This window comes from Azospirillum doebereinerae, from assembly GCF_003989665.1.
GTDB lineage: Bacteria > Pseudomonadota > Alphaproteobacteria > Azospirillales > Azospirillaceae > Azospirillum > Azospirillum doebereinerae.
The window spans coordinates 33,521-59,039 of the sequence record NZ_RZIJ01000014.1; the positions used below are offsets into that span (position 1 = coordinate 33,521).

Below are 25,519 nucleotides of genomic sequence, written 5' to 3' on the forward strand. Positions count from 1 at the left end.
CATACATTATTCCCGCAACACCGAGCGACGATGCGGAGAGCGGGGTGGAATTGGCACGACAGAGCCTGACCGGACACGCGAGCGGGCCGCAGCCCGGCCTCGACGGGAAAGGTCCCCTCTTCGGCCAGATCAAGCGCGCCGTCGCCGGACAGATCCTGCGCGGGCACTGGCAGGCCGGCGAACGGCTCCCCAACGAGGCCGAACTCTCCTCGCTCTACGGCGTGTCGCGCCAGACGGTCAACAAGGCCATCGCGCTGCTGGCGCGGGAGGGCTTCCTGGTCCGCCGCCGCCGCGCCGGCACCTTCGTCGCCGCCGGGCGCAGCGACCGCTTCGCCCTGCCCATCGAGGACATCGGCGATGTGGTGGCGCGCGAGGGCCGCGTCTACGAATTCCGCATCCTGGACCGCAAATCCCTGCGCAACGGCGCGGCGATCCATTGGCCCGACGTGCCGGACGGGACGCCGATCCTGGCGCTGGACTGCCTGCATTTCAGCGACGGCACGCCGATCCAGGTCGAGCGCCGCCTCGTCAACCTCGACGCCGTGCCCGAAGTGGCGGCGGAGCCCTTCGACCGCGTCTCCCCCGGCCGCTGGCTGGTGGACCGGGTGCCGTGGTCCTCGGCCGAGCACACGGTCCGCGCGGTCAACGCCACCGCCGACATGGCGGCGCTGCTGGGGGTGGAGCCGGGCGCGGCCTGCCTGTCGATGCGCCGCCAGACGGTGCATCTCAACCGGCCGATCACGCTGGTGCATTTCCTGTCGGTGGGCGAGCGCTTCAGCCTCAGCGGGTCCTCGATCACCGACAGCGCGACCGAGCTCAATTTGTAAACACAAAAAGGCCGGCGGCATTATCCTCGCCGCCGGCCGCCAACAGGGGGTTCTCAACGATGGAGTCTTTCACCATGAAGCGCGCGGGCGACACGACAGGACGTTTCGGCACCCTGATGCGGGCGGCCCTGCTGGGCACGGCGATGCTGGCGGCCGGCGCCGCCGGCGCCATGGCCGACACGCTGGCCGACATCAAGAAGGCCGGCACGATCAACGTCGCCACCGAGATGCAGTTCCCGCCCTTCGATTTCCTTGAGAACAACGAGTACAAGGGCGTCGACCGCGATCTGTTCGACGAGGTGGCCAAGGAGCTGGGCGTCAAGGCCAAGTACATCGACCTGCCCTGGACCAGCGTGTTGCCCGGTCTTGAGGCCAAGAAGTTCGATCTGGTGATCGCCCCGGTGACGATCACCAAGGAGCGCATGAAGCGCTACGCCTTCACCGTGCCGATTTCCGAAGCGACGGCGGCGATGATGAAGCGCGCCGACGACAAGACCATCAACAAGCCCGAGGACATCGCCGGCAAGAACGTCGGCGGCGGCAAGGGCACCTCGCAGCTGGCCCAGGTGAAGGAGTTCGGCGCGACGCTGAGCCCCGCGCCGACGGTCAAGGAATACGTGGACAGCAACCAGTCCTACGCCGATCTGGCCGCCGGCCGGGTCGACGTGTCGGTGAACTCGCTGCCGAACCTCGCCTTCGCCGCCGCCCAGCGCAAGGAGACCTTCGCGGTCGTCCTGCCGCCCTTCGGCAAGCCCTCCTACTTCTCGTGGGTCGGCCGCCCGGCGGACGACGACAAGAGCCTGGTCGAGGCGGTCAACGCCGCGCTGGTCAAGATCCAGAAGGACGGCCGTCTGGCGACGATCCAGAAGAAGTGGTTCGGCCTGTCCGCCGAGCTGCCGACCACGGTCCCCGAACCGCAGCTCTGATCGTCAAATCTTTCCCTCTCCCGCCCCGGGAGAGGGAAGGGGCCCATGCGCAGCATGGGAAGGGTGAGGGGCTATCGGGACATGGAGTCAGCACCACGCCCGATAGCCCCTCACCCTCCCCGCCTTGCGGCGGGTCCCCTCCCTCTCCCGGGGCGGGAGAGGGCGTTCAACAAGGCCCATCCATGAAGTTCAGCGTCATCATCGACGCGCTTCCCCATCTTCTCGGGGCGGCCGTGACGACCGTCTGGATCTCGCTGCTCGGCGTCATGCTGGGGCAGGTGATCGGCGTGCTCGTCTGCGTGGCGCGGCAGTCCGGCAGCCGCGCGGCGGACATGGCCGGCGGGGTCTATGTCAGCTTCTTCCGCGGCGTGCCGCTGCTGATCCAGCTTCTGCTGATCTACTACATGCTGCCGCTGATCGGCATCGACGTGCCGCCGCTGGTCGCCGCCATCGGCGCGCTCAGCCTCGCGTCGGGGGCCTACGTGTCGGAGATCTACCGCGGCGCCCTGAACGGCGTGCCGCACGGCCAGTCGGAGGCGGCGCTGGCGCTGGGCTTCCCCGCCCCGACCATCTGGACGCGCATCCTGCTGCCCCAGGCCTTCCGCATCTCGGTCCCGGCGCTGGTCAACGAGCTGATCCTGCTGCTGAAGGCGTCCTCGCTGATCTCCGTCGTCGGCGTGGCGGAGCTGACCCGCACCAGCCAGACCATCTCGGCCAGCAACTACCGCCCGCTGGAGATCTACCTCGCGGCGGGCCTGATCTATCTGGCGATCAACGGCGCGCTCGCCGCCTTCGGCGCGCTGGTCGAACGCCGGCTCCAGCAGGGATGACGCCGCCATGGACCTGACCCTTCTGGTCGATTACGGGCCGGCGCTGCTGCGCGGCTTCGGCGTCACCATCCTGTGCTGGGCGGCCGGCTGCGCCATCGGGCTGGCGCTGGGCTTCGCGCTGATGCTGCTGGGGCGGACCGGCCTCAAGCCGCTGCGCTGGGCGGTCCGCGCCTACATCGAGGTGATCCGGGGCACGCCCTTCCTGATCCAGCTGTTCCTGCTCTACAGCGGCGGCCCGGTCATCGGCCTGCGGCTGGAGGCGACGACCGCCGGCATCCTGGGCCTGGGCGTCTACGGCAGCGCCTATTTCGCCGAGATCTTCCGCGCCGGCTACCAAGCCGTGCCCAAGGGGCAGGTGGAGGCGGCGCTCAGCCTCGGCATGCCCTACGGCGGCATCCTGCGCCGGGTCATCCTGCCGGGGATGCTGGTCTCCACCCTGCCCGCCATCGTCAACATGATGGCGATCCTGACCAAGGAGACCGTGGTCCTCTCCATCATCACCGTGCCGGAACTGATGTACGAGATGCAGACCATGGCGGCGGAGACCTTCGCCACCTTCGAGACCATCCTGGGGATGGCGCTGTTCTACTGGCTGCTGGTGGAGGCGGTGTCGCGCCTGGGCCGCCGGGCCGAGGCGCGCGTGACCCGTTTCCTGACCCATTCGTCCAACGCGAGGGCCTGATGCCGGCCATGACCGAGACCGAAACCAAGCCCCGCCTCGATCCCGCCGTCCCGATGGTGAGCGTCCGGGGCGTCGGCAAGTCCTTCGGCGCCAACGTGGTGCTGCGCGACATCGACCTGACGGTGAACAAGTCGGAGGTCGTCTGCCTGATCGGCCCCAGCGGGTCGGGGAAAAGCACGCTGCTGCGCTGCATCAACTTCCTGGAGGTCTACGACCGGGGCGAGATCCGCATCGAGGGCAAGCTGGTCGGCTACACCGAGGCGGCCCCGCGCCGCCAGTTGTCGAACCGCGAGCTGCGCGACCTGCGGCGCAACGTCGGCATGGTGTTCCAGCAGTTCAACCTGTGGCCCCACATGACCGCGCTGGAGAACGTCGCCGAGGCGCTGATCCAGGTGCGCGGCATGGACAAGGCCGCGGCGGTGGCCCACGCGCGGCGGATGCTGGACCGCGTCGGGCTGGCGGAAAAGGCCGACTCCTACCCGGCGCGGTTGTCGGGCGGCCAGCAGCAGCGCGTCGCCATCGCCCGCGTCATCGCCATGGAGCCCCACCTGATCCTGTTCGACGAGCCGACCTCGGCGCTCGACCCGGAGTTGGTGGGCGAAGTGCTGCAGGTGATGCGCGATCTGGCGGCGGACGGCATGACGATGGTGGTGGTGACCCACGAGATGGGCTTCGCCGCCAACGTGGCCGACAAGGTGGCTTTCCTCGACCGGGGCCGCATCGCCGCCTTCGGCCCGCCGCGCGAGGTCTTCCACGAGAGCGGCGAGCCGAGGTTGAAGCAGTTTCTCCAGACCTACCACGAGCGCAACAGCTTCTGATTCCTATTTTCCATCAACGCCCCGTGTGGCGGGCGGGATCAGGTAGGCTACGGCGTTTCGTCTCCAAAAAGCGGCCCCGGCCGGAATTGATCCGGCCGGAGCTTCCGACGCTTCAAAGCGGACGGCTGGGGTCCAGGGGCTCAGCGCTGCTGGATGAAGGCCCTCTGCTTGGCGAGGTTGCCGATGCCGGCCGAGAGGTTCTGCATGTTGCCGATGTTGCCGCCGCCCAGCGGACCGCCGCCGCCGAACTGCTTGACCAGACCGCTCTGGGTGGCGGTGTTGCCGATCCCCGCCGCCGTGTTGCCGATCAGCGCGGTGTTCGAGCCGCCGCCCAGCACCGGCACTCCCATCGGACCGCCGAAGCCGCCGCCCTGAACCACCGTCGCGCCCTGACGGGCCACGTTGCCGACACCGGCGGCCAGATTGCCGACCTCGGCGCTGTTCGAGGTCCCCAGCACGCCGCGCCCGGCGAACTGCTTGGTCATCGCCGACTGCGAGGCGACGTTCCCCACCCCGGCGGCCGTGTTGGTGATCGAGCTGACGCTCTGCGCGAAGGCCGGGGCGGAGAGCAGGGCGAGGGTGGCGAAGCCGGAGAGCAGGGCGGTGCGGAGCATGGGACGGTTTCCTTTGGGGCTGGCCGGCTCGCTGTGTCCGGCGGTTGGTCGATGACCAGACCCTACCCAAGCGCCCGCTGCGTCGATGTGAGCCGAGCCACAAGAAGACTCATTTCAGGGTGCCGGCCGATTTTTGGCCCCTCCGGACAGCCGATTAGTTGTTGATGAACCAATAGAGAAGCCGCGCCGCAAGGACCAGGATGCCGCTGGCAACGATCCCCAGCAGCGCGTCCGTCGCCTCTATGTCGCTGCCAGCCCACACCATGTAGCCGACCAGGGCGAGGCCGATCAGGAGGCCGATGAAGAACCACCTGAGAATGCGGTTTCCCAGAAGGAGGTCCCACAGAGATTCCATCAAATCAGCCATGGTCTTGCCTCCGTCGCCAATGGCTTGAGCGTAATCGGCAGTGCCTCCGCGGTCAAAGCTCGGTCTCGCGGTGCCGGCCAAGCTTGCATGGAATCACCGCTTCCTGCCCGCACCCGGTAACGCCGAGCGGCCAAGCGGGATGCTGGACGGCAGAGGTTTCTGAAACTTGATCGCCAGCTTTTAAGAACACGTTCCATTTGATTTTACTCTGCCTAAAGATAGACGGCGAGAATTTCTTAAACTTTTTTCCTTCATGGAGTGTTTGCAGTGAAGAGCCACATCACACGGAGCGAATCATGCATTATGAGATCCAATGCTTAATCCACAGCCCAGATGGGAATCATGACCGGCATCAATTTTTCATTGATGCTGGAAAGGAACTGGAGGCCAAGTTGAGGCAAGGGGGAGTGGGGTTCGTTATCGAAGTCCGTGACATCCGGGCTGGGAAGAGGCTGTTCCGGTCCATAGACACCAAGGGGATATGATCGCCACAGAACGCCTTCTGTGGGAATGGGAACTCCCGCATCCGGGATGGCACGGGCAGATGGATGAGGTGTCGGAGAAACAGCAATGACGCATTCTAGATTGCATCCAGACCAGGGTGATCAGCATCCTCAAGCCGCAGCGCAACGCCCGCACCCATCTCCAAGCGATGCTGTCGCGGGATCGAATTCTGTGTCTGCTGACGGCCGATCCGCTAACGGGTGAGGTGGCCCAGATTGACAAGGTGATTCCGGGCTGGCTGATCAAGGAATGCCACGACCGTGGATTGGTGACTCCGGGATATTGACCCGGCGTTTGGAGGCTCAGCCAGGACGGGCGGGACACAAGGGCGGCGCTTCCAAAGGCGTGATCAATCCCCGGTGGATCCCGGGATTTCAAAGACTCTGGATTGAAAAGCAATCATGACGAGGAAAGGAAGGTCGCTACGGCCAAGGCCATGGCATCATCGTGTATTGGCTTCTGAAGTATAATCAGAGGTTTTATTTTGTTCACAGGTACGGTGTTACCATATCCAGTTATGACTATGGCAGGAATTTCTGGACGCCGATCTTGTATCATGCGCACCAAAGTAAGACCGTCCATCCCCGGCATTTGAACATCTGTAATCAAGAGGTTGGCAGGGTCCGCCTCATCGGCATCCAAAGCCTCTCGCCCGTCATGAGTTACCGTAACGCGGTGCCCCAGATCCCGCAGCAAGATGGCTAGCGAGGTTGCGACCAAATCTTCATCATCCGCGATAATGATGTGGCTGGACGTTACGGGCATGGAGCCTCCGGAGCGCTCTTCGATCACTGATTAACCGGAAAAGTCCGTATTTTGTCACAGAGGGCTGAGAAGGTTTTCAGTGGCTCTGGAAGAAGGCCATGCCCGTAGGGGCATGGCTCACGAACAATGACCTCCGGCAAACCCGGCACGATTGAACGTTCCCGCGCGGGGGGCGGCTTGACTGCAAAACACGTCAAACGCCGGCCTGTTCAATCCCCGCCCTCAGCGTCCCCGGCGCAGGCTGGCCATCTGGAGAAGCGTGGCCGCCACGCCCAAGGCCATGCCCAAACCGGACACGGCGGTCCAGCCGCCCAGGTTCCACACCACGGTCGCGGCGCTGGACCCGATGGCGCCGCCCAGGAACATCATGCCCATGAACAGGGTGTTGAGCCGGGCGCGGGCCTGCGGGCGCAGCGCGTAGACGATGTGCTGGTTCGAGACCAGCGCCCCCTGCACGGCGAAGTCGAGCAGGATCACCCCGACGACCAGCCCGGCGATCGACGACCACAAGCCGAACAGCAGCCAGGACGCCAGCGTCAGCACCGCGCCCAGCGCGATCACCCGGTGCGGGCCGCTGCGGTCGGCGATCCGGCCGGCGATCGGCGCCGCCAGGATGCCCGCCGCGCCGACGATGCCGAACAGCCCGGCGACGTCCGCGCCGAGGCCGAATTGCGGCTCCTCCAGATGCAGGGCGAGGATGGTCCAGAAGGCGGTGAAGGCGGCGAACAGCAGGGCCTGGGTGACCGCCGCCAGACGCAGGGCCGGGAACTCCACCCAGAGATGGACCAGCGACCGCATCAGTTCGCCATAGCCGACGCCCGCGTCCGGCTGGCTGCGCGGCAGGCGCCACGCCATCAGCGCGCCGGCCCCCAGCGCCAGCGGCACGCCGAGCCAGAACATCTCGCGCCAGCCGGCGTGCGTGCCCACGAAACCCGCCAGTGTCCGGCTCAGCAGGATGCCGGTGAGCAGCCCCGACATCACGGTGCCGACGGCGGCGCCCCGCCGCTCGGGCGAGGCCAGATGCGCGGCGAAGGGCACGATCTGCTGCGCGGCGGTCGCGGCGGCCCCGACCAGCAGCGACGCCACGATGACCAAACCGGCGCTGGGCGCCAGCGCGGTCGCCACCAGGGCGGCGGCCAGCACCAGGAACTGCACCACGATCAGCCGCCGCCGCTCGACCAGATCGCCCAGCGGGACCAACAGCAGAAGCCCGGCGGCGTAGCCGAGCTGCGTCGCGGTGGGGATCATCCCCGCCACCGGTCCCGGCAGGTCGCGCTCGATCAGGCCCAGCATCGGCTGGTTGTAATAGATGTTGGCCACCGCCACGCCGGTCGCCACCGCCATGGCAAAGGTCAAACCACGCCCGAGCGACGCCGCGGGGGGATGGGAGGACATCGTTTCGGTCGTGCTCATGGGAAGTGTCCCTGTGTCAAAAGGCGGAGGGGTCAGGCGGTCTGCTGTTCGAGCGTCGGGTAGTCGACATAACCACGCTCGTCGCCGCCGTAGAAGCTGGATCGATCGTAACGGTTCATCGCGGCGCCGATTTGCAGCCGGCGCGGCAGGTCCGGGTTGGCGATGAACAGGCGGCCGAAGGCGATGGCGTCGGCCCGGCCCTCGCGCAGCGCGTCCCGCGCGGTGTCGCCGACATAGCCGCCGGCCGAGATCACCGGTCCTCCGAACGCCCGCTTCAACAACGCCCCCGCGTCGGGCGCGTCGGCCTTGATCGCGTTGGTGTCGCTGGTCTGGTCCGCGCGCGGCTCGACGACGTGGAGATAGGCCAGCTTGCGCGTGGCCAGCGCGGCGCCGACATGGGCGTGGAGCGCGGCGGGGTCGCTGTCGGCCATGCCGTTGTAGGTCCCCCAGGGCGACAGCCGGACGCCGATCCGGTCGGCCGACCAGGAGCCGGTCGCGGCGTCCACCACCTCCATCAGGAAGCGGGCGCGGTTCTCGACCGATCCGCCGTACTCGTCGGTCCGCCGGTTGCTGGAATCCTGGAGGAACTGGTCGATGAGATAGCCGTTGGCGCCGTGAAGTTCGACTCCGTCGAACCCGGCACGGCGCGCGTTGCGCACGGCCTCCGCGAAGTTCTCGACGATGCCGGCGATCCCGTCCCGCGACAGCGCGGCCGGCACGGCGGGGTCGGCCGGGGCGCCGGTCGCGTCCATGTGGCGCCAGCCCGCCGGAAGAACGGCGGAGGGGGCGACGGGCGGGACGCCGCCGGGTTGGAGCGACGGGTGCGAGACCCGCCCGGTGTGCCAGATCTGGAGGACGATCCGCCCGCGCTTGGCGTGGACCGCCTCGGTGACGCGGCTCCAGCCGGCGACCTGCCGCTCGGTGTGGATGCCGGGCACACCGGGATAGCCGCGCGCCTGCGCGCTGATGTCGGTCGCCTCGGTGATGATCAGGCCGCCCAGGCTGGCCCGCTGCCGGTAATATTCGACGTTCATCGCCTGCGGCACGTCGCCGGGCTGGCTGGCCCGCATCCGGGTCAGGGGCGCCATCACCACGCGGTGGCCGAGCGCCAGGGCGCCCAGCCGGACCGGGGTGAAGAGAGGGTCGTCGCCGGCGAAATCGGTCGTCATTCCATGAACTCCGTCGTGGAGGGGGCGTTTCTGTGACCGCAACCCTAACGCCGTTTCAAAATCCGCATCAGTCCTCTAGAATGATGTGTCTGTCCTTCAGGAAACGATGCAATGGATTTGCCCGCCCTCGCCGTCCTGGTCGAAGCCGCCAACGCCGGCAGCCTCGCCGCCGCCGCCCGGCGCTTGGGCATCTCCCCGCTGATGGCGACGCGGCGGCTGGCCGCGCTGGAGGCGGACGTCGGCGCGCGCCTGATCCAGCGGACCACCCGCGCCCTGTCGCTGACCCCGGAGGGCGAGGCGCTGCTGCCCTTCGCGCAGGCGATGCTGGAAACCGAGACCCAGGCGCGGGCCAGCGTCCGCCCCGCCGCCGCCGGCGCCTCGGGGTTGCTGCGGCTGACGGCGTCGGCGGCCTTCGGGCGGAAGATGGTGACGCCGGTGGTGGCCGAGTTCCTGCGCGCAAACCCGCAGGTCTCGGTCGATCTGCTGCTCAGCGACGGGCTGGTCGACATCGTCGCGCAGGGCATCGACCTCGCCATCCGCATCGCGCCGCTGAAGGACAGCGGGCTGATCGCGCGCCGCCTGTCCCTCAATCCGCGCAGCCTCTACGCCACGCCGGGCTATCTGGAGGAACACGGCCGGCCGGCCGTCGTCGCCGACCTCGCCCTGCACCAATGCCTCGCCCTTTCCGGCACCCTGCATTGGGGCTTCGTCGGGGAGACCCGCAACGTTCGCGCGCGGGTCCAGGCGCGTTTCAGCGCCAACTCGATCGAGGGGCTGCGCGAAATCTGCCTCGCCGGGCTCGGCATCGCCATCCTGTCGGACTGGGACGTGCGCGCGGAGGTCGCCGAGGGGCGGCTCGTCCCGCTGGCGCTCGGCGATGGCGAACCCGAACCGCTGGCGGTCTGGGCGCTCCACCCCTCGTCCCACTTCGTGCCGCCCAAGGTCCGGCTGTTCGTCACCGCGCTGGAGGCCGCGCTGCGCCGCGACGGCGTGGCCCGGCCGGCGTGAGCGAGCCCCCGCCCCGCCGCCTGGAACCGCTCAGGCGGCGCGGATACCGGCCAGGAAGCGCTCGACCTCGCTCTTCATCATCTCCGACTGACGGGACAGCTCTCCCGATGCGCCCAGCATCTGGGCCGCCGCGGCCCCCGTCTGGGTGGCGCCGCGGTTGACGTCGGCGATGTTCTCCGTCACCGCCTCCGTGCCGCGCGCCGCCTCCTGGACGTTGCGGGCGATCTCGCCGGTGGCCGCCCCCTGCTCCTCGATGGCCGAGGCGATGGAGGTCGCGATTTCGTTCATCGAGCCGATGGTGTTGCCGATCCCGGTGATGGCCGACGCCGCCTCGCTGGTCGCCTGCTGCATCGAGGCGATCTGGCCGGCGATCTCCTCGGTGGCCTTGGCGGTCTGGTTGGCGAGGTTCTTGACCTCCGACGCCACCACGGCGAAGCCCTTGCCGGCCTCGCCGGCGCGGGCCGCCTCGATCGTCGCGTTCAAGGCCAGCAGGTTGGTCTGGCTGGCGATGTCGGTGATCAGTTTCACCACGTCGCCGATGCGCTGCGCCTGATCGACCAGCCCCTGGACCCGGCCGTTGGTCGCCAGCGCCTCGCCCACCGCCTGCCCGGCGATGGCGGTGGAGCGGGCGACCTGCGCGCTGATCTCGCGGATCGAGGCCGAGAGTTCATCGCTCGCCGCCGCAACGGTCTGCACGTTGGCCGACGCCTGTTCGGCCGCCGTCGCCGTGTCGGCGGCCTGCCGGTTGGTCTGCTCGGCGGTGTGCGCCAAGCTCTGCGCGGTGGCGTCGAGTTCGGTCGCGGCGGCGCTGACCGTGCGCAGGATGCCGGACATGCCGGAGTCGAAATTCCGGATCAGCCCTTCGACGGACGCGTTGCGCCGTTCCTTGGCCTGACGCTCGGCCTCCTCCGCCGCCGCCATGCGGTCGCGGTCGAGGGCGTTCTGCCGGAAGACCGCCACCGCCCGGGCCATTCCGCCGATCTCGTCGCCACGCTCGGCCCCTTTCACCTCCACCGACAGGTCGCCGTTGGCGAGACGCTCCATCGTGTCGGTGATCCCGGCGATGGGCCGGGCGATGCCGGATTGGGAAATCAGGACGCTGGCGACGACCGTCGCGCCGATGCCGCCGACGCCGACCACCAGCATCAGCGTGATCATGCGGGAATAGAACACCCCCAGCTCCTCGTTGGCCTGCTGGATGCTGTCCATGGTCCGCTGCGCCATCGCTTCCAGCTCCTTGCCGAAGGCGGTGCGGTTGGCCCGGCCTTCGGGCGTGTTCCCGTATTTTTCCGCCGCGTCCTGGCTGACCTCGACGCCGAGGCGGGCGACCTCGTTGCGGATCGCGACGAACTCCTGGGCGCTCTTGGCCATCTTCTGGAAATCGGCCTTGCGGTCCGGCGGCAGAAGGCGCTCCCACGCCGCCAAGCGCTTCTCCATCGTCGCCGTCGAGTCCTTGATGGCCTTGCCGAACATAAGAACGTCGTCCTTGGTCTTGGCCGCGTAGAGGCCGCGGCTGTCCATGACGACCTTGTAGATCAACCCGCTGAGCTGTTCGCCGAGCAGCGCCCTTTGCGACCGGTCCTGGATGTCGTCCACCCGGTCGTCATAGGTCTGCATGCCGACGAAACCGATGATTCCGATCACGACGGCGATGACGGTCATCAGACCGACCACGACGGAAATTTTCCGGCTGATGCTTATCCGCGTCAGAAATGCATTCATGATCCAAACCCACCAATATCCCTGCCGAACATCCGGAAAGCATACGCGCATATGCCTTTCAGGAAGGTTATAATTTGTGTGAAATTGCGACCGGAACTGTTGGGGTTTTCCCCCATACCCGGTGGCGTTGGGACCGCATCCCCAACGGGACGGCTCCGCGCCTGCGGGATCGTCTTCACGGTCCGGGGTGTGCTACGCATGGTTCGGACCGTATACGAACCGCATCGCCGCCCAGAAGCCGATCTCCGTTGCCCGCAAGGACCGACATGCCCGACGTTTCCGCGACCCGCATCCACGCCTCGGCCTGCCCGCACGACTGCCCGTCCACCTGCGCGCTGGAGGTGGAGGTCGTCGACCGAAACCGCATCGGCCGGCTGCGCGGAGCGGCGGACAACAGCTACACCGCCGGGGTGATCTGCGCGAAGGTCGCCCGTTACGCCGAGCGCATCCACCACCCCGACCGGCTGACCCGGCCGCTGCGCCGCACCGGTCCGAAAGGCTCCGGCCAGTTCGAGCCGATCTCCTGGGACGACGCGCTGGACATCGTGGCCGAGCGTTTCCTGGAGGCGGAGCGCCGCTACGGGCCGGAGACCGTGTGGCCCTACCAGTACGCCGGCACCATGGGCTTCGTGCAGCGCGACGGCATCAACCGGCTGCGCCACGCCAAGCGCTATTCGGGATTCTTCTCGACCATCTGCACCAATCCGGCCTGGTCGGGCTTCCTGGCCGGCACCGGGCGGCTGGCCGGGGCGGACCCGCGCGAGATGGCGAAATCCGACCTCGTGGTGATCTGGGGCACCAACGCGGTCTCCACCCAGGTCAACGTGATGACCCACGCCATCCGCGCCCGCAAGGAGCGCGGGGCGAGGATCGCGGTGGTCGACGTCTACCGCACGCCCACCATGGAACAGGCCGACCTGCCCCTGCTGATCCGGCCGGGCACCGACGGGGCGCTGGCCTGCGCGGTGATGCACGTCCTCTTCCGCGACGGCTTGGCCGACCGCGCCTACCTCGCCAGCCACGCCGACGACCCCGCCGGGCTGGAGGCCCACCTCGCCGAGCGGACCCCGGCTTGGGCGGAGGTCATCACCGGGCTTCCCGCCGCCGCCATCGAGGACTTCGCCCGGCTGGTCGGGACCACCCCGCGCACTTTCTTCCGCCTGGGCTACGGCTTCACCCGCTCGCGCAACGGCGCGGTGAACATGCACGCGGCGTCCTGCATCCCGGTGGTCAGCGGCGCGTGGCGGCACGAGGGCGGCGGCGCCTTCCACACCAACGGGGCGATCTACCACTGGAACAAGACGCTGATCGAGGGGGCGGACCTGCGTGATCCGTCGGTGCGGATGCTCGACCAGTCGCGCATCGGCCCGATCCTGGAGGGCGACGCCGACGCGCTGGCCGGCGGGCCGCCGGTGACCGCGCTGCTGATCCAGAACACCAACCCGGTGACGGTGGCGCCCGACCAGACCCGCGTGCGCCGGGGCTTCGCGCGCGACGACCTGTTCGTCTGCGTCCACGAGCAGTTCCTGACCGAGACCGCGCGGATGGCCGACGTCGTGCTTCCCGCCACCATGTTCCTGGAGCACGACGACCTCTATCAGGCCGGCGGCAACCAGCACATCCTGCTGGGACCCAAGCTGGTCGATCCGCCGGGCGAGTGCCGCTCCAACCACGCGGTGATCGGCGCGCTCGCGGCGCGGCTGGGGGCCGACCAGCATCCCGGCTTCCGCATGACCGCGCGGGAACTGATCGACGCGACCCTTCAGGCGTCCGGCTGGGGCACGCTGGAGGCGTTGGAGGCGGCGCGCTTCCTCGACGTGCAGCCGGACTTCGACACCGCGCATTACACCGACGGCTTCGCCTGGCCGGACGGGCGGTTCCGCCTCAAGCCCGACTGGGCCTCGGTGCCCTACCCCGCTCCGTCCACCTTCGGCCCGGTGGCGGCGATGCCCGGCTTCCCCGACCATTGGGCGGTGACCGAGGAGGCCGACGCCGAGCACCCCTTCCGTCTGGTCACCGCCCCGGCGCGCCAGTTCCTGAACACCAGCTTCACCGAGACCGCCGGCTCGCGGAACCGGGAGAAGCGCCCGTCGCTGATGCTCCACCCCGACGACGCGGCGGCGCTGGGCATCGCCGAGGGCGACCGGGTGGAGGTGGCGAACCGGCGCGGCGCGGTGATCCTGCACGCCCGCCTGTTCGACGGGGTGCGGCGCGGCGTCGCGATCGCCGAATCGATCTGGCCGAACGCCGCGCATGAGGGCGGCCGGGGGATCAACAGCCTGACCGGGGCCGACGCGGTCGCGCCTTTCGGCGGCGCGGCCTTCCACGACAACCACGTCCGCGTCGCCAAGGCGGCCCCGCTTCCCAGCTGACGCGGTGAAAAAGGAATGGGCGGCCGGAGGAACCGGCCGCCCGAGTTGGGGGAAACCATCAGGAGGAAACCTGGGGGCATCATCCTTCAACCGACTGGAGAAGTCTTGTCGGGTTCGCTCCTCTCCGGATTGACCCTGATGCCGGTGTTGAGCATGATACGTCCTGGCCCTGGCTTGCCCCCACACGGCCGGGCCGGAAAACCCCTCATCGCGTCTTTGGGGTTTCCGAACATTCAGGATTCGCAGGCGCTCTCCGCGCTTTCATCACGCGCCGAGGCTGGGTGGCTTGCGAGGATCAGGTTTCAGCGCAGCGCCCCGATCCGCCCGACCTCCATCCCCCGCTCGTCCTTCTTGATAAAGCCGCCACGCCCATCGCTTTCGAGTCTCCCCGCCTGCATCCCTCTTTCGTTTCTTATGGTGAAGCCGCCACGGCTGTCGCTTTCGAGCTTCCCCACCTGCATCCCTCTTTCGTTTCTTATGGTGAAGCCGCCACGCCCATCGCTCTCGTACCGCCCCACATCCATTCCACGTTCGTTTTTCTCGATGAACCCGCCACGGCCGTCGTTTTCATACCGGCCGGTTTCCATTCCCCGCTCGTTCCTCTTGGAAAACCCGCCCCGGCCATCGCTTTCCAAGGCTCCGACGGAACGGCCGGAACCGTCCGTGAGCGACCGTGACTCGGCCAGGACCGCACCCGAGAACAGACTTGCGGCAATCAGGGAAACAACGAACAGACGCATGCGGACCTCCACACTCAAGCTGCCGGTCGGCCGGCTTTGGTGTGAACGTCCCGCCCGGTTGTTTTCATCCAAGGATTTTCCCGACTTGGCGCATCGGTGAAAACCAGACGCCGGGCGCGCATGGAAGGAGGGGCCAAGGGCCGCCGGGCAACGCCCTGCCGCTGACCGTTCCCCCAACGAAAGCAAGAATCGTTGTCGACAAAATTTGACGCCATCCGCCGCCCAAACGGCACCCCGCCTTGCCGGAACCGGCAGCGCCCCCACCTAGGCTTGTACCTCGACCCTTGGGAGGACACGCATGCGCATCGCCCGAACCGCCGCCCTGACCGCCGTTGCGCTGCCGCTCGCGGCCTGCCTGACCGTCGCCGACGCCGGCGCGGTCGACCAGACGTTCCGGACGGAGAAGGCGGCCGTCCAGGTCAGGACAATCGCCGATGGCTTGAAACACCCCTGGGGGCTGGCCTTCCTGCCCGACGGGCGAATGCTGGTGACGGAGAAGGAAGGGAATCTGCGGATCGTCGGCGCCGACGGCAAGCGGTCGGAGCCGCTGCGCGGCGTGCCGGCGGTGGACGACCGCGACCAGGGCGGTCTGCTCGATGTGGCGCTCGACCCGGATTTCCAGCTCAACCGCCTCGTCTATCTCAGCTTTTCCGAAGCGGGGGACGGCGGCAACTCGACCGCCGTCGCTCGCGGGTCGTTGAGCGGGGACGGGCGGTCGCTGGACAGCGTCACGGTGATCTTCTCGCAGAAGCCCAAGGTGCGCAGCACCAAGCATTTCGGCTCGCGCCTCGTCTTCGACCGGCAGGGCCATCTGTTCGTCGTGCTGGGCGAGCGCTCGGACGAGCAGTTCCGCACCCAGGCCCAGGATCTGAACTCGCATCTCGGCAAAATCGTCCGCATCAACCCGGACGGCAGCGTTCCGGCGGACAACCCCTTCGTCGGGCAGGCCGGCGCCCTGCCGGAGATCTGGTCCTACGGCCACCGCAACGCCCAGGGCGCCGCGCTGCACCCCCAGACCGGCACGCTGTGGATGAGCGAGCACGGGCCGCGCGGCGGCGACGAGATCAACATCCCCGAGGCCGGCAAGAACTACGGCTGGCCGGTGGTGTCCTACGGCGTGAACTACAACGGCACGCCCGTCGGCACCGGCAAGCAGAGCGCGCCCGGCATGGAACAGCCGATCCATCACTGGACCCCGGTGATCGGCGCCTCGGGCATGGAGTTCTACACGGCCGACGCCGTTCCGGGATGGAAGGACAGTCTGTTCAACGGCGGCCTGGCCTCGAAGGAGCTGGTGCGGCTGGAACTCGACGGCACCAGGGTGACGCATGAGGAACGGCTGCTCGGCGGGCTGGGCAAGCGCATCCGGCAGGTCAGGCAGGGGCCGGACGGCGCGCTCTACCTGCTGACCGACGAGAGCCGGGGCGAGATCCTGCGCGTCGGCCCCGCCGCGAAACCGTGAACGGACCTGCGGGCCGGGCCGTCAACGGCGGTGTCCAGGCGCGGCCCGACATGGCCTTCAATCCCCTCGCCCACCATCTCCCAGCATTAGCCAAGAGTTCGAGCCCGAAGTGTGATAGCCTCCACCGTGACCTGCAATTGAAGGAATTTCACCTTGTCGCACCTGTATACCGGCAGAACCTATGAACTCAGGAGCACTCCGGTTCGCCTTCTGGAAGTCTGGCCCGTGGTCAAGGACGCCGATCCCAAGGCCGTCATCGTGACCGCGGCCAGCGACGACATTGGCGTGATCGGCACCAACGACCAGGAAGCCTTCGCGCTCGGCAAGCAGAAGCTCGGTTGATGGGCGGTTCGGAGCCTGTTCGATCGCGTTGTCGATCGGGCAGGTTCCGCCGGTGCGATTGGCGTCTTCGTCAGGATGCCGCGGCCGGGCTCGCTCCGGCCGTCCACGTTTCGACCGCGTACCAGTAGTTGCGGTCTTGATCTTTTAAGTTGCTCCGTCAATCATCCTGTCTTTGTCCAACACACCCCGGCCAACCAAGCAAGCGGGAAGACAGAGATGCCTCAATCCGGTGCGATCCAGGTCCGCGACAATTATCCCAGCACAAAACTGATTCTTCCGGCGGGATTGACCCTTGAGCACCAGGACGGCTCGCGGGAGGAGTTCTGGGCAAAGCACCCGTCCCCGGCGTTGCCCGGCGACGGTGCGACGGAAAAGGACTGGCAGAACTATCAAAAGGCTGCGGAAAAATTCACCGCGTCGCAACCAATGGCGTGGTCGATCAACATCTGGGGATTGAACGAGGCCGCCATCATCGAGTGGTGGGAGCGCTGCAAGAACCAGCCGGACGACTTGTTCAAGGGCACGCGCTACATGGGGCTGAGCCGCAACCCGAACAGCGTGGTGGCGCGCGGGCTGAAGACCGGGTTGCCGCCGGGCTTGAAGATCAACATCGGGGTGCGATTCGCCTGGACCAACGGCGACGTGCGGAACTACGCGCTCGGGATCAAGCAGGCGCTCGCCAAGAAGGGCGTCAAGCAGCTGGATTGAGCCGCACCTGTTCCGGCGGCGCTACCCCTCGCTTCGGCCGTCCTCCACCTGCCGGGCGCTCGCCAGAGCTTCCCGGTACCGGCGCAGCCGCCCGTAGGTGGGCCACAGCCGGGCGACGAGCGGGTCGGCCCACAGGATCATCACCATGGCGCCGAGACCGGCAAGCCCGCCGATGAACGCGCCGTAAAGCAGGCCCGAGAGGGCACCCAGGATCCAGGGCTGGGAGAAACGCGCGCCCTCGATCGCTTGCGACAGAGCGGCAACGGCCGCAACCAACAGGGCCACCGCCACGCCGGCGCGGCCGGGCGCGTACCAGATGCGGAGGTCCGCCGCCGTCAGGCCGTAGTCCTCGGGGATCGGACGGGCCGCTCCGGGAGGCACACCGGGCGCGGATGCGTTGTCGACGGCCAGTTTCAGGTGGGGGTGCTGCGGTCGGTTCATGGCGGCCAAAGAAGGTTTCCGGTCCGATCCGGCGGCTTTCCGTGCCGCCGGGTCCGGCCGGCGCGGGTCGACGCGCGTCAGCCTGAGGCCCGTCCCGCCGCGCGTCAAGCCGATGTTGCCGGCGGCCAAGCCGTCACGGCTGGGGGACGCGCCGGGGTTGGCGGGGCCGGACCGACCGCGTGTTTTCCTCGTCATCGTGGTTCTGGACGTTCAGGCCTCACCATTTCGCGTCCGCACAATTCCGCGTTGACAGGGATTCGTTGCCGGTGTCCTACTGGAGGTTGTTCGATAACCTTATGATAAACCAGGAGACGTCATGCCGCCGGTCCATGCCTCGCAGCCCCGAAAGACGAACCGTTTGGCGGTTGGCGGGGCCGTCGTCCTTGCTCTCGCGGCGGCGGCTGGCGGTGGGTACGTCTATGCCCAGGGCGAAGCGGACAAGCGGCTCGCCGCGCATCTCGACGCCGTCCGGGCGGGGCTTCCGCCGGGCGCGTCGCTGACCTACGACTCCGCCAAGGCCAGCCTCCTGTCGCGGGGCGCCACGCTGACCAAGCTGGCCCTCAAGATCGACGGGCGCATCGAGGCGCGGGCCGAGCGGGTCACCGCGTCGGGTGCCGGGGAAAACACGCTCGACGCCTTCGACGCCGAGACGGTGACGGTCGGGAACCCCAACACGGCCGAGACGGTCAGCCTGAAGCGTCTGCGTCTGGAGGGGATCGACGCCCGCGCGGTCGCGGCGCGGCTGGGCGGCGATCTGGGGCGCATGCAGGCGGCGGATCTCAAGGACGTCCGCTGGACCCGCGCCACGGCCAACGGCGTCGTCCAACTGGACGCCAAGGACCAGCGCACCGTCAGGATCGAGGATGCGGAGGCGGAGCAGAAGGGCGAGCAGCGCCAGACCCATCTGACCCTCAAGACGGTGGAGGTCGCGGAGGAGCGCGGGGACAAGCGGCGCCTCACCGTCAACCGCGTCGAGCTGTCGGCCCGCGCCGCCGATCTGATGGACGGGGCGTCCCCGGCGGGCGGCGTCAAGGCCGACACCATCGGCGCCGTTTCGGTGGATCGGCTCGCGATGACCGCCGGGGGCGCGGCGGTGGTCTCGGTCGGCCACGCCGAGTACACGGCGAACGCCGCCCCGGGCTCGGCGGGGCTGCACGTCAAGACGACCGTCAAGGACCTGGAAATCCCGCAATCCTCCCAGCTTCGGAACGGGGAGTTCGCCGACGCCGCCGCGACCATGAAGGAACTCGGCTACGACACGCTTCTCCTGAACGTCGCCGCCGAAATGAAGCACGACGGCGCCTCGCGCAGCGGCTCCTTCGGCCCCATCACGCTGAGCGGCGACCGGATCGGCTCGTTGGAGACCTCGGCTGAAATGCTGGAGTTCGACCTGCCCCGCAGCGGCGAGGACATCCCCGGCCTCGCGTCGGCGCTTCTCAAGGATCTCAGGATTTCCTACACGGACCGGTCGCTGATGGAGCGCTCCTTCAAGGCGATCGCCAGCCGGCAGAACGTCTCCGTCGAGGCGCTGAAGGCGGAGGCCTCGGCGAACGTCGACCGCAGCCTCGCGCGGCTGTCCCCGCGCGACCCCGGAATCGCGGCGGCGCTCAAGAGCTTCATCGCCAAGCCCGGCACCCTGGAGCTGTCGGTCACCCCGGTGAAGCCGATGAACTCCACCCAGATCGCCTTCGCCGGGATGCTGGCGCCGGAACGCCTGTCCGACATCGTGGCGATCCGTCTGGTCGCGCGCTGAGCGCTTGAAAAGGGACTGGGGCGGGTTCGCGCCCGCCCCAGCCCGGAAGGTTCACACGCGCACGCGGTCGATGAAGGCGGCGAAGTTGCTCAGTTGGCCACGGATGAAGTCGCGGGTCGGCTGGTCGGTCAGCTCGCCCGTCCCGGAGATCTTCGTTCCCGCCGCACCGACCATCACCTCGGGCTTGTTCATGGGCAGCGCGTCGAGGAACACCAGGGTCTGGCGCAGATGGTACTGGGCGCGCACGCCGCCCAGCACACCGGCCGACGCCGACTGGATGACCACCGGCTTGCCCGCGAAGGGCTGCGGCGAGACGCGCGACAGCCAGTCGATGCCGTTCTTCAGCACGCCCGGAACCGAATAATTGTACTCCGGCGTGACGAAGGCGACGCCGTCGGCCGCCTTCACCGCCTCGGCCAGCCGCAGCACGGTGTCGGGAAAGCCCTCCGCCTGAAGGTCGGCGTCGTAGTGCGGCAGGCTGCCGAGCCCGTCCAGCAGCGTGACCGTCATCCCTTCCGGCGCCAGATCCGGCAGGGCGCGGGCGATGGCGGCGTTGAAGGAGCCTTTCCGCAGGCTGCCGACGAAGACGACGACGCTGGACCGGTGGGACATTGGCGGTTTTCCTTCTGTGTGGGGGATCAACGCGACAGGAAGACGGGCAAGGCGGCCTTCATCAGGATGCTGCGGGTGGCGCCGCCGAACACCAGTTCCGTGATGCGGGAATGCCCGTAGGCTCCCATCACCAGCAGATCCGCGTCGAACTCCTTGGCGCGGGCCAGCAGAACGTCGCCGGGGTTGCCCTTCTCGACGTGCTCGGCCGAGGCCTTGACGCCGCAGCGGGCCAGATGGCGGACGATGTCGGCGCCCGGCTCCTCCCCGGCGAGCAGGGCGGCGGTGCGCTCCTCCGCGACCAGCACCAGCTTGACCGCGTCGGCGGCCTCCAGCAGCGGCATCGCGTCGGACAGGGCGCGGGCCGATTCCCGGCTGCCGTTCCAGCCGACGAGGATGCGCCGGCCCGAGACCTCCGCCGGCCAGCCGGGCGGAACCAGCACCGTCGGCCGGCCGGAGGCGAGCACGATGTCCTCGCACAGCGAGGCCGGGCCGTTGCCCTCGCGGCCGGGGAAGCCGATCATCGCCAGCCCGCAATGCCGGGCGTGGGAGAGGATGCGCTCCAGCGGCTCGTCGTGGGAGTAGCGCCACTCGGCTTCCAGGCCGTGCTCGGCCACCAGCGCGTCGAAGGCGGCGCGGGCGTTGCGCTCGGCGGTTTCGGCCAGCCCCCGGTGATGCTCGAAGGCGCTGCGGATCGCCGCCTCGCCGACGGCGAAGCCGATGTCCAGCGTCGCCTGCATCGGGGCCGCGATGAACACCGCCGTGAGATGCGCCTTCCAGCGCGCGGCCTGGACGGCGGCGAAGGCCAGCCGCTGGACGGCGTCGTGCCCTTCCAGGAAGACGAGGATGTCCTTGTGCCCGCTCATGGGTGACCGCTCATGGCTGTGTTCCGCTGCGCTTGGGAGTGTCGTGAAACAGAAGAAAGCGCCGCCCCGCCCGCGTGGCCCGGCTCAAGGCCGAACGGTACGGACGGGACGGCGCGGTCGGGTTCAGTCGCCGGCGGCGTGGCTGGGCATCGGGACCGGCTGCGTCTCCGGCCGCTTGCCGCCGAACATCCGGGTGATCGCGACGAAGAAGGCCGGCACGAACAGGATGCCCAGCGTGGTGGCCGAGATCATGCCGCTCATCACGCCGACGCCGATGGCGTTCTGGCTTTCCGACCCGGCGCCGCTGCTGGTCGCCAGCGGCAGCACGCCCAGGATGAAGGCCAGCGAGGTCATGATGATCGGGCGCAGGCGCTGGCGGGACGCCTCGACCGTCGCCTCGACGAGATTCATCCCCTGGTCGTGCAACGTCTTGGCGAACTCCACGATCATGATGGCGTTCTTCGCCGCCAGACCCACCGTGGTCAGCAGGCCGACCTGGAAGTAGATGTCGCTCGGCAGACCGGCCAGCAGCGCGCCGGACACGGCGCCGATGATGCCCAGCGGCACCACCAGCATCACCGCCACCGGCACCGTCCAGCTCTCGTACAAGGCGGCCAGGCAGAGGAACACCACCAGCATCGAGATCGCGTAGAGCGCCGGGGCCTGCGACCCGGTCAGCCGCTCCTCGTAGGACAGGCCGGTCCACTCGTAGCCGATGCCGGGCGGCAGCTTGGCCATCATCGCCTCCATCTCGGTCATCGCCTCGCCCGAGCTGATGCCCGGCCGGGCGGCGCCCTGGATGTTCATCGAGGAGGAACCGTTGTAGCGCTCCAGCTTGGGCGAGCCGAAGATCCAGCGCGAGGTGCTGAAGGCGGAGAAGGGCACCATCTGGCCGGCGTTGTTGCGGACGAACCAGCGCTCCACGTCGCCCGGCAGCATGCGGTAGGGCGCGTCGGCCTGGAGGTAGACCTTCTTCACCCGGCCCCGGTCGATGAAGTCGTTGACGTAGGTCGAGCCCCAGGCCGCCGACAGCGTCGTGTTGATGTCGCTGAGCGACAGCCCCAGCGCGCTGGCCTTCTCGCGGTCCACGTCGATCTGGAACTGGGCGTTGTCCTCCAGCCCGTTGGGGCGGACGCCGATCAGCTTGTTGTTGCCGGCCGCCATGCCGAGCAGCTGGTTGCGCGCCTGGAGCAGCGCCTCGTGCCCGAGGCCGGCGCGGTCGAGAAGCTGGAGGTCGAAGCCGGTGGCGTTGCCCATGCCGGGGACCGACGGCGGGATGATGGTGAAGACCATCGCGTTCTTCAGCGCCGCCAGCGCCGCCGTGGCGCGCGCGGCGATGGCCGGCGGCTTGGCGGCGGGCGTCGTGCGCTCGCTCCAGTCCTTGAGCCGGATGAAGCCCATGCCGGCGTTCTGGCCGCGCCCGGCGAAGTTGAAGCCGACCAGGGTGAACAGGCCCTCGACGTTGTCCTTCTCGTTCTCCAGGAAATGGGTCTCGACCGCCTTGTTGGTCTCCAGCGTGCGCTCGATGGTGGCGCCGGGCGGCGCGCTCCACAGCACGAACAGCATGCCGCGGTCCTCGGTGGGCAGGAAGGCGGTGGGCATCTTGAGGAACAGGAAGACCAGCCCGCCGACGATCAGCAGATAGGCGAAGCCGTAGCGCCACAGCCGGTTGACCACGCCGCGCACGCCGCCCTGGTAGGCGCGGCTGGTGGCGTCGAAGCCCCGGTTGAACAGGCCGAAGAAGCCGCGCTTGGCGTGGCCGTGCCCGGCCGGGACCGGTTTCAGGATGGTGGCGCAGAGCGCCGGTGTCAGCACCATGGCGACCAGCACCGACAGCGCCATCGCCGACACGATGGTCAGCGAGAACTGCCGGTAGATGGCGCCGGCCGAGCCGCCGAAGAAGGCCATCGGCACGAACACCGCGCTCAGCACCAAGGCAATGCCGACCAGCGCGCCGGTGATCTGGCCCATCGACTTACGGGTCGCCTCGCGGGGCGGCAGCCCGTCCTCGCTCATCACGCGCTCGACGTTCTCGACCACGACGATGGCGTCGTCGACCAGCAGGCCGATGGCCAGCACCATGCCGAACATGGTCAGCGTGTTGATGGAGAAGCCGAAGGCCGACAGGATGCCGAAGGTCCCCAGCAGCACCACCGGCACCGCGATGGTCGGGATCAGCGTGGCGCGGAAGTTCTGGAGGAACAGGTACATCACGAGGAAGACCAGCACGATGGCTTCCGCCAGCGTCTTGACCACCTCGTGGATGGAGATGCGCACGAAGGGCGTGGTGTCGTAGGGGTAGATCACCTCGATCCCTTGCGGGAAGAAGGCCGACAGCTCGGAAATGCGGGCGCGCACGGCGTTGGCGGTGTCCAGCGCGTTGGCGCCGGTCGCCAGCTTGATGCCGAGGCCGGCGGCCGGCTTGCCGTTGTAGCGGGCGGAGATCTCGTAGCTTTCGGAGCCCAGCTCGATCCGCGCCACGTCGCGCAGCCGCACCTGCGACCCGTCCGGGTTGATGCGCAGCATGATGGCGCCGAACTGCTCGGGCGTCTGCATGCGAGTCTGGGCGATGATGGTGGCGTTGATCTGCTGACCGGGAATCGAGGGCGCGCCGCCGAGCTGGCCGGCCGAGATCTGGGCGTTCTCCACCTTGATCGCGTTGGTGATGTCCAGCGTGGTCAGGTGGTGGCTGTTCAGCCGGTCCGGATCCAGCCAGATGCGCATGGCGTTCTGCGGGCCGAAGACGGTCACGTCGCCGACGCCGGCCACCCGGCTGATGGTGTCCTGGAGGTTGGAGGTGATGTAGTCGGCGATCTTGCCCTGGGTCAGCGTGCCGTCCTGCGACACGAAGCCGACCACCATCAGGAAGTCGTTGCCGGCCTTGGACACCGTGATGCCGCGCTGCTGGACCTCCTGCGGCAGCAGGGCCATGGCGAGCTGCAGCTTGTTCTGCACCTGGACCTGCGCGATGTCGGGGTTCGCCTCCGGCTCGAAGGTGAGCGTGATGGTGACGTTGCCCGACGAATCGCTGGTCGAGGCCATGTAGCGGAAATGGTCGATGCCGGTCATCTTCTGCTCGATGACCTGGGTGACCGTGTCCTCGAGCGTCTTGGCCGAGGCGCCGGGGTAGCTGGCGTTGATCGAGACGGTGGGCGGCGCGATCTTCGGGTACTGCTCGACCGGCAGGCCAAGGATCGACAGCGCGCCCGCCATCATGATGACGATGGCGATGACCCAGGCGAAGACCGGGCGGTCGATGAAAAAACGGGCCATGATCGGGCGACCTTCAGCGGGCTTGCGGCAGGGGGGCTTGCGGCAGGGCGGCGGACGCCACGCGGGTCGGCACGGTCTTCACCTCGGCGCCGGGCTTGATCTTCTGGAGACCCTCGACGACGATCTTCTCGCCGGTCTTCAGCCCGTCCGACACCAGCCAGACCGACCCGATGGCGCGCTCGGTCGTGACGCTGCGCTGGGAGACCTTGTTGTCGTCGCCGACCACCCAGACATAGGCGCCGCCGTCCGGACGCCGGGCCAGCGCCGCCTGCGGCACCGTGATGGCGCCCTCGACGACGCCCTGCTCGATGCGGGCGCGGACGAACAGGCCCGGCAGCAGGCTCAGGTTCGGGTTGGGGAAGACCGCGCGGAGCTGCACGGAGCTGGTGCCCTGGTCGACGGTGACGTCGGAGAACTGGAGTTCGCCCTTGCCGCTGTAGGGCGCGCCGCCGTTGTTCAGGAACAGCGTGACCGCCGCCTTGCCCTGGTCGGGCGACTGGATGCGGCCGCTGGCCAGATCCTGGCGCAGGCGCATCAACTCGGCCGCCGTCTGCGTCACGTCGACGAAGAGCGGGTCGAGCTGCTGGATGGTCGCCAGCACGGTCGCCTGGTTCGCCATGACCAGCGCGCCCTCGGTGACGGCCGACTTGCCGATGCGCCCGGAGATGGGGGCGAAGACCTTGGTGTAGTCGAGGTTGATGCGGGCGAGGTCGACCGCCGCCTTGGCCGAGGCGACCTGCGCCTCGTTCTGCTTGAGCAGGGCGTTGACGTCGTCGAAATCCTGCCGGCTGACCACGCTGTTCTTGATCAGGTCGCCGTAGCGGGCCGCCTTGTTGCGGGCCGCCTGCATGTTGGCCTCGGCCTTCTGCAGGTCGGCCTGGGCGCTGGCGAGCGCCGCCTGATAGGTCGCCGGGTCGATCTGGTAGAGCTGGTCGCCCGCCTTGACGTCGGCGCCCTCGCGGAACATGCGCTTGAGGATGATGCCGTTGACCTGGGGACGCACCTCGGCGACGCGGTAGGCGGTGGTGCGGCCGGGAAGCTCCGCGATGACGGGCAGGGGCTTGGGCTCGATCGTCGCCACCCCGACCTCGACGGGCGGCGGGGCCGCCGGCTGGGCGCTGGCCTGTCCCTGCTGCTTCTGGCAGCCCGCGAGCGCGAGGCCCAGCAGCGCCGTCGCGGCCAGGGCGGTCATCCTGTTGGCTTTCGACATCCCGAATTTCCTCAGTTCAAACAGGCACAGGCAAGCATGCACGCGCCAAAAGCACGCGGAGATCGCGTGCGCCGTTGCCTTGACGCGCGATCCGTGTG

At 68.3% G+C, this 25,519-nt stretch carries 24 protein-coding genes; 12 read left to right on the forward strand and 12 right to left on the reverse strand.

Features of this window, described 5'->3' with window-relative positions; genetic code table 11:
• Nucleotides 1-44 precede the first annotated feature (44 nt).
• The 5 genes from EJ913_RS17560 (at nt 45) to EJ913_RS17580 (ending at nt 4,083) form a co-directional block, all read left to right on the forward strand.
• A complete protein-coding gene (locus EJ913_RS17560) occupies nt 45-827 on the forward strand; it encodes a histidine utilization transcriptional repressor HutC (protein ID WP_238520251.1) in 783 nt (260 codons plus the stop codon).
• A 74-nt stretch (nt 828-901) separates the two neighbouring features.
• Nucleotides 902-1,753 carry a transporter substrate-binding domain-containing protein gene (locus EJ913_RS17565; protein WP_185909827.1) on the forward strand — a complete coding sequence of 284 codons (852 nt, stop codon included), beginning with the start codon at nt 902-904 and terminating at the stop codon, nt 1,751-1,753.
• A gap of 182 nt (nt 1,754-1,935) precedes the next feature.
• Nucleotides 1,936-2,583: an amino acid ABC transporter permease gene (locus EJ913_RS17570; RefSeq protein WP_127000203.1), complete on the forward strand. Its 648-nt coding sequence runs from the start codon at nt 1,936-1,938 to the stop codon at nt 2,581-2,583.
• A 7-nt stretch (nt 2,584-2,590) separates the two neighbouring features.
• Complete coding sequence (locus EJ913_RS17575) at nt 2,591-3,265, forward strand: amino acid ABC transporter permease (RefSeq protein ID WP_127000205.1); 675 nt, start codon at nt 2,591-2,593, stop codon at nt 3,263-3,265.
• On the forward strand, nt 3,265-4,083 hold the full coding sequence (locus EJ913_RS17580; RefSeq protein WP_127000207.1) for an amino acid ABC transporter ATP-binding protein: 819 nt from the start codon (nt 3,265-3,267) through the stop codon (nt 4,081-4,083). The genes EJ913_RS17575 and EJ913_RS17580 overlap by 1 nt, the downstream gene beginning before the upstream one ends.
• 140 nt (nt 4,084-4,223) lie before the next feature.
• On the opposite strand, the gene EJ913_RS17585 is transcribed toward EJ913_RS17580, so the two are convergent.
• Both EJ913_RS17585 and EJ913_RS17590 read right to left on the reverse strand, forming a co-directional pair.
• Nucleotides 4,224-4,697: a hypothetical protein gene (locus EJ913_RS17585; protein ID WP_127000209.1), complete on the reverse strand. Its 474-nt coding sequence runs from the start codon at nt 4,695-4,697 to the stop codon at nt 4,224-4,226.
• Between the two features lie 154 nt (nt 4,698-4,851).
• The gene (locus EJ913_RS17590; RefSeq protein WP_127000211.1) at nt 4,852-5,064 is read right to left on the reverse strand and encodes a hypothetical protein; all 213 of its coding nucleotides are present in this window, start codon (nt 5,062-5,064) and stop codon (nt 4,852-4,854) included.
• Between the two features lie 601 nt (nt 5,065-5,665).
• Between EJ913_RS17590 and EJ913_RS17595 the strand changes: the two genes are divergently transcribed.
• Nucleotides 5,666-5,854: a hypothetical protein gene (locus EJ913_RS17595; protein ID WP_238520254.1), complete on the forward strand. Its 189-nt coding sequence runs from the start codon at nt 5,666-5,668 to the stop codon at nt 5,852-5,854.
• A gap of 113 nt (nt 5,855-5,967) precedes the next feature.
• Here EJ913_RS17595 and EJ913_RS17600 read toward each other — a convergent pair whose 3' ends face one another.
• The 3 genes from EJ913_RS17600 to EJ913_RS17610 form a co-directional block, all read right to left on the reverse strand.
• Nucleotides 5,968-6,333 carry a response regulator gene (locus tag EJ913_RS17600; RefSeq protein ID WP_127000213.1) on the reverse strand — a complete coding sequence of 122 codons (366 nt, stop codon included), beginning with the start codon at nt 6,331-6,333 and terminating at the stop codon, nt 5,968-5,970.
• Nucleotides 6,334-6,555: 222 nt separating this feature from the next.
• A complete protein-coding gene (locus EJ913_RS17605; protein WP_127000215.1) occupies nt 6,556-7,746 on the reverse strand; it encodes an MFS transporter in 1,191 nt (396 codons plus the stop codon).
• 32 nt (nt 7,747-7,778) lie between these two features.
• Nucleotides 7,779-8,915: an alkene reductase gene (locus tag EJ913_RS17610; RefSeq protein WP_127000217.1), complete on the reverse strand. Its 1,137-nt coding sequence runs from the start codon at nt 8,913-8,915 to the stop codon at nt 7,779-7,781.
• Nucleotides 8,916-9,026: 111 nt separating this feature from the next.
• On the opposite strand from EJ913_RS17610, the gene EJ913_RS17615 reads away from it, so the two are divergent.
• The gene (locus tag EJ913_RS17615; RefSeq protein WP_127000219.1) at nt 9,027-9,923 is read left to right on the forward strand and encodes a LysR family transcriptional regulator; all 897 of its coding nucleotides are present in this window, start codon (nt 9,027-9,029) and stop codon (nt 9,921-9,923) included.
• 30 nt (nt 9,924-9,953) lie between these two features.
• Here the strand turns inward: EJ913_RS17615 and EJ913_RS17620 are convergent, their stop codons facing one another.
• Nucleotides 9,954-11,696 carry a methyl-accepting chemotaxis protein gene (locus tag EJ913_RS17620; RefSeq protein WP_342353708.1) on the reverse strand — a complete coding sequence of 581 codons (1,743 nt, stop codon included), beginning with the start codon at nt 11,694-11,696 and terminating at the stop codon, nt 9,954-9,956.
• Between the two features lie 215 nt (nt 11,697-11,911).
• On the opposite strand from EJ913_RS17620, the gene EJ913_RS17625 reads away from it, so the two are divergent.
• Nucleotides 11,912-14,017, forward strand: a complete 2,106-nt coding sequence (locus tag EJ913_RS17625) for a molybdopterin-containing oxidoreductase family protein (RefSeq protein ID WP_127000223.1) — start codon at nt 11,912-11,914, stop codon at nt 14,015-14,017.
• A gap of 302 nt (nt 14,018-14,319) precedes the next feature.
• Here EJ913_RS17625 and EJ913_RS17630 read toward each other — a convergent pair whose 3' ends face one another.
• Nucleotides 14,320-14,757, reverse strand: coding sequence for a hypothetical protein (locus EJ913_RS17630; protein ID WP_127000225.1), 438 nt, complete (start codon nt 14,755-14,757; stop codon nt 14,320-14,322).
• A gap of 298 nt (nt 14,758-15,055) precedes the next feature.
• Between EJ913_RS17630 and EJ913_RS17635 the strand changes: the two genes are divergently transcribed.
• The 3 genes from EJ913_RS17635 to EJ913_RS17645 all read left to right on the forward strand — a co-directional run bounded on the left by EJ913_RS17635 (nt 15,056) and on the right by EJ913_RS17645 (nt 17,269).
• Nucleotides 15,056-16,219 (forward strand): PQQ-dependent sugar dehydrogenase, encoded by a 1,164-nt coding sequence (locus EJ913_RS17635; RefSeq protein WP_127000227.1) that lies wholly within the window; start codon nt 15,056-15,058, stop codon nt 16,217-16,219.
• A 153-nt stretch (nt 16,220-16,372) separates the two neighbouring features.
• On the forward strand, nt 16,373-16,561 hold the full coding sequence (locus tag EJ913_RS17640; RefSeq protein ID WP_127000229.1) for a hypothetical protein: 189 nt from the start codon (nt 16,373-16,375) through the stop codon (nt 16,559-16,561).
• A 216-nt stretch (nt 16,562-16,777) separates the two neighbouring features.
• Nucleotides 16,778-17,269: a hypothetical protein gene (locus EJ913_RS17645; protein ID WP_127000231.1), complete on the forward strand. Its 492-nt coding sequence runs from the start codon at nt 16,778-16,780 to the stop codon at nt 17,267-17,269.
• A gap of 21 nt (nt 17,270-17,290) precedes the next feature.
• Here EJ913_RS17645 and EJ913_RS17650 read toward each other — a convergent pair whose 3' ends face one another.
• Nucleotides 17,291-17,839, reverse strand: a complete 549-nt coding sequence (locus EJ913_RS17650) for a hypothetical protein (RefSeq protein ID WP_127000233.1) — start codon at nt 17,837-17,839, stop codon at nt 17,291-17,293.
• A 187-nt stretch (nt 17,840-18,026) separates the two neighbouring features.
• Between EJ913_RS17650 and EJ913_RS17655 the strand changes: the two genes are divergently transcribed.
• Nucleotides 18,027-19,463: an aq_1923 C-terminal domain gene (locus tag EJ913_RS17655; RefSeq protein WP_127000235.1), complete on the forward strand. Its 1,437-nt coding sequence runs from the start codon at nt 18,027-18,029 to the stop codon at nt 19,461-19,463.
• A gap of 51 nt (nt 19,464-19,514) precedes the next feature.
• Here the strand turns inward: EJ913_RS17655 and EJ913_RS17660 are convergent, their stop codons facing one another.
• The 4 genes from EJ913_RS17660 to EJ913_RS17675 all read right to left on the reverse strand — a co-directional run bounded on the left by EJ913_RS17660 (nt 19,515) and on the right by EJ913_RS17675 (nt 25,421).
• Nucleotides 19,515-20,075, reverse strand: coding sequence for an NADPH-dependent FMN reductase (locus EJ913_RS17660; RefSeq protein WP_127000237.1), 561 nt, complete (start codon nt 20,073-20,075; stop codon nt 19,515-19,517).
• 26 nt (nt 20,076-20,101) lie between these two features.
• Nucleotides 20,102-20,938 (reverse strand): universal stress protein, encoded by an 837-nt coding sequence (locus EJ913_RS17665; RefSeq protein ID WP_127000239.1) that lies wholly within the window; start codon nt 20,936-20,938, stop codon nt 20,102-20,104.
• A gap of 123 nt (nt 20,939-21,061) precedes the next feature.
• Entirely contained in the window at nt 21,062-24,211 is a 3,150-nt protein-coding gene (locus tag EJ913_RS17670) for an efflux RND transporter permease subunit (protein WP_127000241.1), read from the reverse strand.
• 13 nt (nt 24,212-24,224) lie between these two features.
• Nucleotides 24,225-25,421 (reverse strand): efflux RND transporter periplasmic adaptor subunit, encoded by a 1,197-nt coding sequence (locus EJ913_RS17675; RefSeq protein WP_127000243.1) that lies wholly within the window; start codon nt 25,419-25,421, stop codon nt 24,225-24,227.
• Between the last annotated feature and the right edge of the window lie 98 nt (nt 25,422-25,519).

Excerpts from the sequence above, each read along its gene's own strand:
- EJ913_RS17670 (WP_127000241.1), bottom strand. The coding sequence starts at position 24,211 with ATGGCCCGTTTTTTCATCGACCGCCCGGTCTTCGCCTGGGTCATCGCC.
- EJ913_RS17585 (WP_127000209.1), bottom strand. The coding sequence starts at position 4,697 with ATGCTCCGCACCGCCCTGCTCTCCGGCTTCGCCACCCTCGCCCTGCTC.
- EJ913_RS17645 (WP_127000231.1), top strand. The coding sequence starts at position 16,778 with ATGCCTCAATCCGGTGCGATCCAGGTCCGCGACAATTATCCCAGCACA.
- EJ913_RS17635 (WP_127000227.1), top strand. The coding sequence starts at position 15,056 with ATGCGCATCGCCCGAACCGCCGCCCTGACCGCCGTTGCGCTGCCGCTC.
- EJ913_RS17590 (WP_127000211.1), bottom strand. The coding sequence starts at position 5,064 with ATGGCTGATTTGATGGAATCTCTGTGGGACCTCCTTCTGGGAAACCGC.
- EJ913_RS17600 (WP_127000213.1), bottom strand. The coding sequence starts at position 6,333 with ATGCCCGTAACGTCCAGCCACATCATTATCGCGGATGATGAAGATTTG.
- EJ913_RS17570 (WP_127000203.1), top strand. The coding sequence starts at position 1,936 with ATGAAGTTCAGCGTCATCATCGACGCGCTTCCCCATCTTCTCGGGGCG.
- EJ913_RS17675 (WP_127000243.1), bottom strand. The coding sequence starts at position 25,421 with ATGTCGAAAGCCAACAGGATGACCGCCCTGGCCGCGACGGCGCTGCTG.
- EJ913_RS17655 (WP_127000235.1), top strand. The coding sequence starts at position 18,027 with ATGCCGCCGGTCCATGCCTCGCAGCCCCGAAAGACGAACCGTTTGGCG.
- EJ913_RS17610 (WP_127000217.1), bottom strand. The coding sequence starts at position 8,915 with ATGACGACCGATTTCGCCGGCGACGACCCTCTCTTCACCCCGGTCCGG.
- EJ913_RS17625 (WP_127000223.1), top strand. The coding sequence starts at position 11,912 with ATGCCCGACGTTTCCGCGACCCGCATCCACGCCTCGGCCTGCCCGCAC.
- EJ913_RS17580 (WP_127000207.1), top strand. The coding sequence starts at position 3,265 with ATGCCGGCCATGACCGAGACCGAAACCAAGCCCCGCCTCGATCCCGCC.
- EJ913_RS17605 (WP_127000215.1), bottom strand. The coding sequence starts at position 7,746 with ATGAGCACGACCGAAACGATGTCCTCCCATCCCCCCGCGGCGTCGCTC.
- EJ913_RS17665 (WP_127000239.1), bottom strand. The coding sequence starts at position 20,938 with ATGAGCGGGCACAAGGACATCCTCGTCTTCCTGGAAGGGCACGACGCC.
- EJ913_RS17660 (WP_127000237.1), bottom strand. The coding sequence starts at position 20,075 with ATGTCCCACCGGTCCAGCGTCGTCGTCTTCGTCGGCAGCCTGCGGAAA.
- EJ913_RS17630 (WP_127000225.1), bottom strand. The coding sequence starts at position 14,757 with ATGCGTCTGTTCGTTGTTTCCCTGATTGCCGCAAGTCTGTTCTCGGGT.
- EJ913_RS17615 (WP_127000219.1), top strand. The coding sequence starts at position 9,027 with ATGGATTTGCCCGCCCTCGCCGTCCTGGTCGAAGCCGCCAACGCCGGC.
- EJ913_RS17620 (WP_342353708.1), bottom strand. The coding sequence starts at position 11,696 with ATGCGCGTATGCTTTCCGGATGTTCGGCAGGGATATTGGTGGGTTTGG.
- EJ913_RS17565 (WP_185909827.1), top strand. The coding sequence starts at position 902 with ATGAAGCGCGCGGGCGACACGACAGGACGTTTCGGCACCCTGATGCGG.
- EJ913_RS17575 (WP_127000205.1), top strand. The coding sequence starts at position 2,591 with ATGGACCTGACCCTTCTGGTCGATTACGGGCCGGCGCTGCTGCGCGGC.